This is a genomic window from Streptomyces corynorhini (genome assembly GCF_003346515.1).
Taxonomy (GTDB): domain Bacteria; phylum Actinomycetota; class Actinomycetes; order Streptomycetales; family Streptomycetaceae; genus Streptomyces; species Streptomyces corynorhini.
This window is the reverse complement of the sequence record NZ_QQNA01000348.1, coordinates 1-7585: the sequence shown is the minus strand read 5'-3', so window position 1 is coordinate 7585 and position 7585 is coordinate 1. Positions and strand designations below refer to the sequence as shown.

Genomic DNA, 7585 nt, shown 5'->3' with positions numbered 1-7585 from the left:
GGAGTACCAGGGCCTGTGCGGGGCCGCGCGGAGCGGGGTAATGGACGAGACGGCGCGGTCGAAGACGAAGCTCGGCTGGATCAAGCAGCAGAACGTTCCGGGCACGGTCACGGCCAAGGACTGGCTCCCGGCGCCCATGCAGTAAAACTGGCTTCCGGCGCCCGTGCGGTAAACCTGCCCAGGTCGTCACCCGCGCGGGCCCGCGGCCACCGGACCGAGTGTCCGGTGGCCGCGGGCCCGCGCGCACGACGGCTCGTGCCGCCCGCGACGCGGAACGGCGCCTACCAGGACGCGTCGTCCAGCACCAGCCGGCCCGACTTGCGGTACTCGCGCCGCGCGCCCGCCAGCAGGTCCGCCGTCGACACGCCGTCGCCCCGGTCGGCCGCCGCGTAGGCGGCGGTGACGACCGCGCTGCGGATCGAACCGCCCGCCAGCTCGAAGTCCCGTGCGCAGGCCGCCGGATCGAGGTCGTCGGCGCACGGGACATGGGCGAGGCTGTGGAGCCAGAGCGCCAGGCGCTGGTCCTCGTCGGGGAAGGGGAAGTCCACCACCAGGTCGAGCCGGCGCGTGAAGGCGTCGTCGATGTTGGAGCGCAGGTTGGTGGTCAGCAGGGCGATGCCGTCGAACGACTCCAGACGCTGGAGGAGGTAGGCGCTCTCCATGTTCGCGTGCCGGTCGTTGGAGCTGCTGACCTCGGAGCGCTTGCCGAAGACGGCGTCCGCCTCGTCGAAGAGCAGTACCGCGTCCGTACGGTCGGCCTCGGTGAAGATCCGCTCCAGGTTCTTCTCCGTCTCGCCGACGTACTTGTCCACGATGGACGGCAGCTGTACGACGTAGAGGTCGAGGCCGAGTTCGCCCGCGACGACCTCGGCGGAGAGCGTCTTCCCGGTGCCGGAATCGCCCGCGAACAGCCCCACCACGCCCCGCCCGCGCCCGCCGCCCGCGCTCAGCCGCCAGTCGCCGAGGACCCGGTCGCGGTGCTGGGCGCGCAGGACCAGCTCGCGCAGCTGACCCAACGGGCCCTCGGGCAGGACGAGATCCTGCCAGCCGACGTCGGGCCGGATCCGGCGGGCGTGCCGTTCGAGGCCGGACGCGGACTGCTGCCGGGCCGCCAGCCGCAGATGCCCGGCGGACAGCTCGGCACCGTCGAACACGGCGCGGTCCAGTGCCGCGCGGGAGGCGCGGTCGATGCCGCCGGGCCCGAGCCGGTACGCGGCGACGACCGGCGCCAGATCGAAGGCCGGCTCCCCGGGGCCGAGCGCGGCGCGCCAGGCGTCGAGATCGCCGGCGCGCTGCCGGGGGGCGTCCAGCACGATCGGGTCGCGCCCGCTGTCGCACCACTGCGGGTCGTACGGGCGCGGGTCGGCGAACAGCACGGGGACGTCGTCCACCGCCAGCGCCCTGATCAGCTCCTCGGGCCTCTCGGGCAGCGCGGTGACCACGATCGCGCGACCGGTCAGCCGCGCCTCGCGCAGCAGCTCGCGGTACGGGAGGCGCTCCCCCGCCGTCCGTTCCACCGGCGCGTGCTCCCCCGGGTGGTGGTCTCCCGCGCGTGCCCCCGGGGTCAGACGCAGGGCGGGGATACCGGCCGCGCCCAGGGCGACGATGGCGCAGGCCAGCCCGTCGCCGTCGCGGTGCTCCCGCAGGTAGACGGTGAGCGGGCGCTCGGCCAGCCGCTCGGCCAGCCTCCGCACCAGCGGGTCGTCACGGTGCGCCGGGCCTGAGGTGCCGGGGCTCTCGGACAGGTACGGCAACGGGCGTACGGTCCCGTCGAGCGCCGGGTCCGGGGTGTCGTCGCCCAGCAGATGCGCCACGACCCGGTCGGGGACGCGCAACGAGCGGCTGAGGAAGGGGCGTTCGGGCTCGTCCACCTCGATCAGCCCCCGGGCGAGCAGCCGCGCGGACGGCCGGAAGCGGGACCGTCCGGCGGCGGAGTGCGTGGGCACCCCGCACAGGTCGAGCGCGAGCGCGACGGTCGCCCGGCGGCGGGTGACGTCGTCGTTGAGGTAGCCGTACAGCGCCTCGAAGGTGCGGTCCAGGTCGGGTGCCAGCGCGATCAACAGGATCTGGGTGTCCAGCGGGCCGAGGCCCAGCCAGGAGGAGAGCCGGTGGAGCCGGTCCTCGGGGGGCGCCGCGGACCCGTCGGGCTCGTCGGGCTCCTGTGCCGCGGGGCCCACCGCAGACTCGTCCGACTCGTCCGACTCGTCCGGCCCACCCGGCTCGTCCGACGCATCCGGCTCGTCCGGCTCGTCCGGCTCGTCCACAGGGGCGGGGTGCGCGGCCCCCGCCCCCGCACCCCTGAACAGCAGGTGCCGTACCCCCTCGTCCGTCAGATACATCCCGCGCATCGGATCCCCGGCCGTCGGGTCGGTGGCGCTGCGGCGGTCGACGAGGAACGCCACCCGGTCGCGCAGTCCCGCGAGCCGTTCGAGCAGCGGTGCGGAGACGTCGCTCACTTCCGGAACTCCTGAAGCGTTCCCGCCATGCCGTTCCTCTTCGCGAACTCCGCCTTCGCGGTCTCGACGCTCTCCGGGCTGTGGAAGCGCGTGGCGCTGTCGCCGGGCGTGCCCTCCGCCCCGCGTACCTGGACGCCGAGCCCTTCCGTGACCGGCGGACCGACCCGGTACTCGGGGTACGCCAGGAAGGGCGCGGTGATCACCACGTCGAGCGAGGGCTTGAGTTCGCCGCCGAGCGCGGACCAGATGTCCGCGAGCGAGCGCGCCTCGGTGTGCAGTCCCGCGACCGTCAGCGGGATGGAGAGGCCGAGTCCGGCGAGGGTGCCGGTCAGTTCCTCCGGCGGCAGGATCTCCTTGGGCAGCAGCGTGTGCAGGACGGCGGAGAGCATCCGGTGTTCGTCCTGCGGGCGCTTGGTCCAGGCGGTGACGAGGTAGGCGAGCCGGAACCAGCGCGGCGGCTGATGCTGCTTGAGCGTGACGCCCTGCTCGTCGCGGACCGACATCTTGCCGCGCTGGCGCCGCTTGGTGTCCTCGCGGATGTCGTAGAGGTACGCGTCGACGGTCGGGGCGTTGCGCCGGGCCGCCCAGTCGCGCGTCGGGGCGTCGAAGCTGACCTCGACATCCGACCCCGCGAAGGCGCCTCGGGTGAGCAGCCCTTTGAGGATGTCGTCCACCTCGTGGATCACGGTCGCGCTGCCCTTCGCTGTCGCCGCTCGTCACCGAACGGCCTGTCACCTCACCCGGCGGGGCCTTGCGTGGTCCGACCGGTCAGGGCGCTCCGGCACGGAGCGCCCCACTTCATCGTGGCCGTGCGGGCGCCCGCCCCGCGAGGCGCCCGGGGGACGATCAAGGGGCAACACCACTGCCCCCGCATCGCCCTTCCTCTGTCCTCAGGGCCCTTGACTCGGCGCGGAGAACATCAGATGTAGCCTTCCCGTAGGGCATAGGCCACGGCATGGGCCCGGTTGCGGAGCTGCAGGCGGGTCGTCAGGCCGTGCATGACGTTTTTGACCGTACGTTCGGAGTACGACAGTTTGCTGGCAATCTCCCCGGTATCCATCCCCTCGGCCACCAGGCGCAGCACATCGACCTCGCGTGGCGCCAGGCCGGACGCGGTGGCGCCGGACATGCTGGCCGTTCCGCGCTGCAACGTGCCGACCTGGGCTATCAGCCGCCCCAGCAGGTCCGACGGGAGATCGCCGTCGCCCCGGGAGGCCGCGAGGACCGCTTGGAGGAGCCGGTGGCCGGTAGCCTCGCGCCGCCAGACGATCGCTCCGACGCCGTACTCGATCACCTGGAGCAGCTCCGCCTCGCGGATGAGGCTCGTGACGAGGACGGCCTTGGCGCCGTCCGCGCGGGTCAGCCGCCTCAGCCGCGACAGGGTGGGTTCGTCCAGCGCCTCGGCGAGCAGGACCGCGACCGTGCCCGGTCGGCCCGCGCCCTCGTCGACCAGCTCCACCTCGGCCTGCCGACGGAGCTGGCTGACCGCCCCGTCGAGGGAGAGGGGGTCCGACGCATGAATCTCCACCGGAATTCTGGCCGGGGTTCGAAGAACCATGCGTGTACGTCCTCGCGTCTCGCCTTAGCGGAATAGATCTCCTGCCCCTTCTCCAGCCTCCTTCGCCGATAGGACGACCACAACCGTGGCCCACCACGAGATCGACCACGAGATCGGCGGCAGGCTCTCATGACGGCGCATCCGGATCGGCCGGCGCATCCGGCACCGGCACGCCCGCGGGTCCCGGCCCCCCACCCGCTGACGGCCCCTGGCCCCGGTTCGGGCCCCGCCTCGGCCGGGCTGCTGGAGCGTGGGGCCGCGCTGGAACTGCTGGCCGCGGAGGCCGGCCGGGCCATGGCGGGTTCGGGACGGCTGGTCCTGTTCCGCGCGCCCACCGGTACGGGCCGCAGCGCGCTGCTGGAGGTCGCCGCCGACCTGGGCGCCGAGCTGGGCATGCGGGTCCTGCGGGCCCACGCCTCCGCCGACAGCTCCGGCACCTCCCTCTCCCTGGTGCGGCAGCTCCTCGACCCGCCGCCCGAGCTGGGCGGCCCCGACGACGACACCCCGGACACCCCGTACCACCTCGGCTACCCGTCCCGGCTCTGGCAGTTGCTGTGCGAGCACGCGGCCGAGTCGCCGCTGCTGGTCGCCGTGGACGACGCGCACCTCGCCGACCGGGCCTCCCGGGCGTGGCTCACCGAGGGGGCGCGACGGCTGACCGGGATGCCGGTGCTGATGGTGGTGACCGAGCGCGGACAGTACGACATCGCCCCGTCGACACCGGGTCTCGCGTACTCCCTGTCCCCCGGCGCGGTCCGGGTGCACGCGGTGGCCCCGCTGAGCCGTCCCGCCGCCGAGGAGTTGATACGGGGCGCCCTGGGCGCGGACACCAGCGACGCCTGGGTGGACGGCTGCGTACGGGCGGGCGCCGGCAATCCGCTGCTGCTGCGCGCGCTGCTGGACGATCTGCGGGCGGTCTTCCCGGTCGGCGCCCCGGACGGCGGCGGCGCCGGGCCACGGCTTCCCGAGCGGGGCACGCCCCAGCCGCCCACGCCCGAGCCGCCCACGCCCGAGCCGCGCATGCCCGAGAACTGCGCCGAGCTGTACCCGGGGGCGTTCGTGGCGGCGGTCTCGTGGTGGCTGGAGAGCACGGGCCCCGGCGGCACCATGGTGGCCCGCGCCCTCGCGGAGCTGGAGGAGGCGGCACCGCGACCGTACGGCGAGAGGGAGGAGTACGGGGCGCCCGGCGGCTACGGGGCACCCGGCCCCGGCGACCCAGCACCCGGCCCCGGCCCCGACTCCGACCCCGGCCTCGACCCCGATCCCGATCCGGGTCTCGGCGACGGCCTCGGCGACTTCCTCTCCGAGCTGACCTGGGCCGACCCCCACCGCGTCGACGGCTGGCTCGCCGCGATGATCCGGCTCGGCCTGCTGCGCCGCGCCCCCGGCACCGGCGCCCCGCGTTTCGCGCACCCGCTGCTGCGCGGAGCGGTCCTCGACGGCTGGCCCCGGTCGCACCGGCAGGCCCTGCACCTGCGCGCCGCCGAACTGCGCCGGGACCGGGGCGACGGCGTCGAGGCGGTGGCCGGACATCTGCTGCGTACCACCCCCGGCGCCACGGCCGACGGTACGCCGTGGGTCGCCAAGGCCCTCCTCGACGCGGCGGCAGAAGCGGCCGGGGCGGGCAGGACCGATGCCGCCGTGCACTACCTGCGCCGCGCGCTGGACGAACCGATGCCGCACGAGCAGCGGGCCGAGGTACTCACCACACTGGGCGAACTGGAGTTCGCCACCCGGCGGTCGGGCGGGATATCCCGGCTGACCGAGGCGCTGCGTCTCCAGGAACGGCCCAGGGGCCGGGTGCTGGCGGCGGTCACCCTGGGCAGCGCGCTGACCGAGCGGGGCAGGCCGCACGCCGCGCTCGACGTCCTGCGCGAACTGGGCGCGCTGGACGGGGAACCCGTACTCGCCCGTACGGTCCAGGCGGCGTCCGCGTTCTTCTCCGACCACGACCCGGAGATCCGGCGGGCCGTCTACACCCGGCTGCGCGCGAGCGCCGAGCGCTCCCCGGAACGGATCAGCCCGGCCCTGCGCGCCCTGGTGATCCGGTACGAGTCGGCGGCCGGACTGCTGTCCGCCGAGTCGGCCGTGCGGCGGATCCGACGGGAGCTGACGGCACCGGAGGACCCGCTGCTCGTGCCGTATCTGCTGGGCACGGCCGCCGCCGTGGCGCAGTGGGCCGACGCGCCCGACGACGCCGAACGGCTCGTCAGGACCGGCCTGACGGAGCACCGGCTCTCCACGCTGCACCCCGCCCACCGGTCGCTGCTCGACGCGCGGGTGGACATCGCCGCCGCACGCGGCCACTACCGGTGGGTGCTGGAGGAGACCGCCGACCGGATCAGGACGCCGGACGACACGCCCCGTACGGGGGCGAGCAATTTCCTGGCCCACCGCGTCATCGCACTCGTCGAACGCGGCCGGCCCGTCGAGGCGGAGCGGCTCGTCGCCGACGTCAAGGTCAAGGACGCGCACGACAGTGGGGAGCTGAACCGGTTCCTCTACGCGCGCGGGTTCCTGCGCGTGGCCACCGGCGACCCGGCGGGCGCCCTGGACGACTTCCGGGAGTGCGGCAGGCGCCAGCTCGGCCGCGACGTGGAGAGCCCCGTGGTCACACCGTGGCGCTCGGCCGCCGCCGAATGCCATCTCCTCCTGGGCGAGACGCGGGAGGCCCTCGCGCTCGCCGAGGAGGAGCGCCGGTACGCCGCCGTCTGGGGCACGCCCCGGGTCAGGGGCCGCGCGCTGCGCGTGCTGGGCGCGGCCACCGGCGGCCGGCGCGGTCTCGAACTCACCGCCGAGGCCGTCGGTATCCTGCGCGACACCTCGCTCGACGTCGAGTTGGTGCCCGCGCTCATCACCCACGGCCTCCAGCTCACGGCCGCCGGGCAGCCGCGCCGCGCCCGACCGCTGCTCAGGGAGGCCGCGGCGGCGGCCGAACAGCTGGGCGCGGTACGGCTGTCGGGCGAGGCGGAGCTGGCCCTGCGCGCCAGCGGCGCCCGCCGCGGCAGCACGTCGCTCACGGGGCGCGGCTCCTTGACCGCGAGCGAGCGCCGCATCGCCGTACTGGCCTCCGAAGGCCGGACGAACGCCGAGATCTCCGAACTGCTGCACCTGGCACGGCGTACCGTGGAGACCCACCTGACCAGCACCTACCGCAAACTGCGGATACGGCGGAGGGCAGACCTTCCGGCCGCGCTGAACAGCGATACGGAAGGGCCCGCGTGACCGGGGAAGGGCTGAGAGCCTGTCGGGTGACCTCTGATCGGGCGGCCACGCCCTGGCCCGCACGCTTCCCGCGTTGCCGAAATGCCCTAGTAGCTCCCTCCCCAAGCTCTCAACTGCGTTCGAGCAGGGGATACCCCATCCGAGGACACTCCGGCGCCTTGGAATCGCGCTCGGCATCCGGACGAGGAATCAAAGCGCCGAGACGGAGCGAGCGAAGCGAGTGCAGTGCACCAGACCGCGTCCGCTTTCCGATCGAAGGTCACCCGACAGGCTCTGAGCCGGTGGGCCCCGCGGTCCGCGTCGGCACCGTGGTCCCGCCGACCCGGCCGGCCCCTTCGGTCAGCTC

The 7585-nt window shown here is 74.4% G+C and carries 4 protein-coding genes; 1 reads left to right on the top strand and 3 read right to left on the bottom strand.

What is annotated here, in order from left to right:
* Nucleotides 1-281: 281 nt before the first annotated feature.
* The 3 genes from DVH02_RS31750 to DVH02_RS31740 form a co-directional block, all read right to left on the bottom strand.
* Nucleotides 282-2456 (bottom strand): ATP-binding protein, encoded by a 2175-nt coding sequence (locus tag DVH02_RS31750; protein ID WP_114627308.1) that lies wholly within the window; start codon nt 2454-2456, stop codon nt 282-284.
* Entirely contained in the window at nt 2453-3142 is a 690-nt protein-coding gene (locus DVH02_RS31745) for a DUF4255 domain-containing protein (RefSeq protein WP_114627307.1), read from the bottom strand. Before DVH02_RS31745 ends, DVH02_RS31750 begins: the two co-directional genes overlap by 4 nt.
* 233 nt (nt 3143-3375) lie before the next feature.
* Nucleotides 3376-4014, bottom strand: coding sequence for a helix-turn-helix transcriptional regulator (locus DVH02_RS31740; RefSeq protein WP_114627306.1), 639 nt, complete (start codon nt 4012-4014; stop codon nt 3376-3378).
* 294 nt (nt 4015-4308) lie between these two features.
* On the opposite strand from DVH02_RS31740, the gene DVH02_RS31735 reads away from it, so the two are divergent.
* Complete coding sequence (locus tag DVH02_RS31735; RefSeq protein WP_233518583.1) at nt 4309-7239, top strand: helix-turn-helix transcriptional regulator; 2931 nt, start codon at nt 4309-4311, stop codon at nt 7237-7239.
* Nucleotides 7240-7585: the final 346 nt, after the last annotated feature.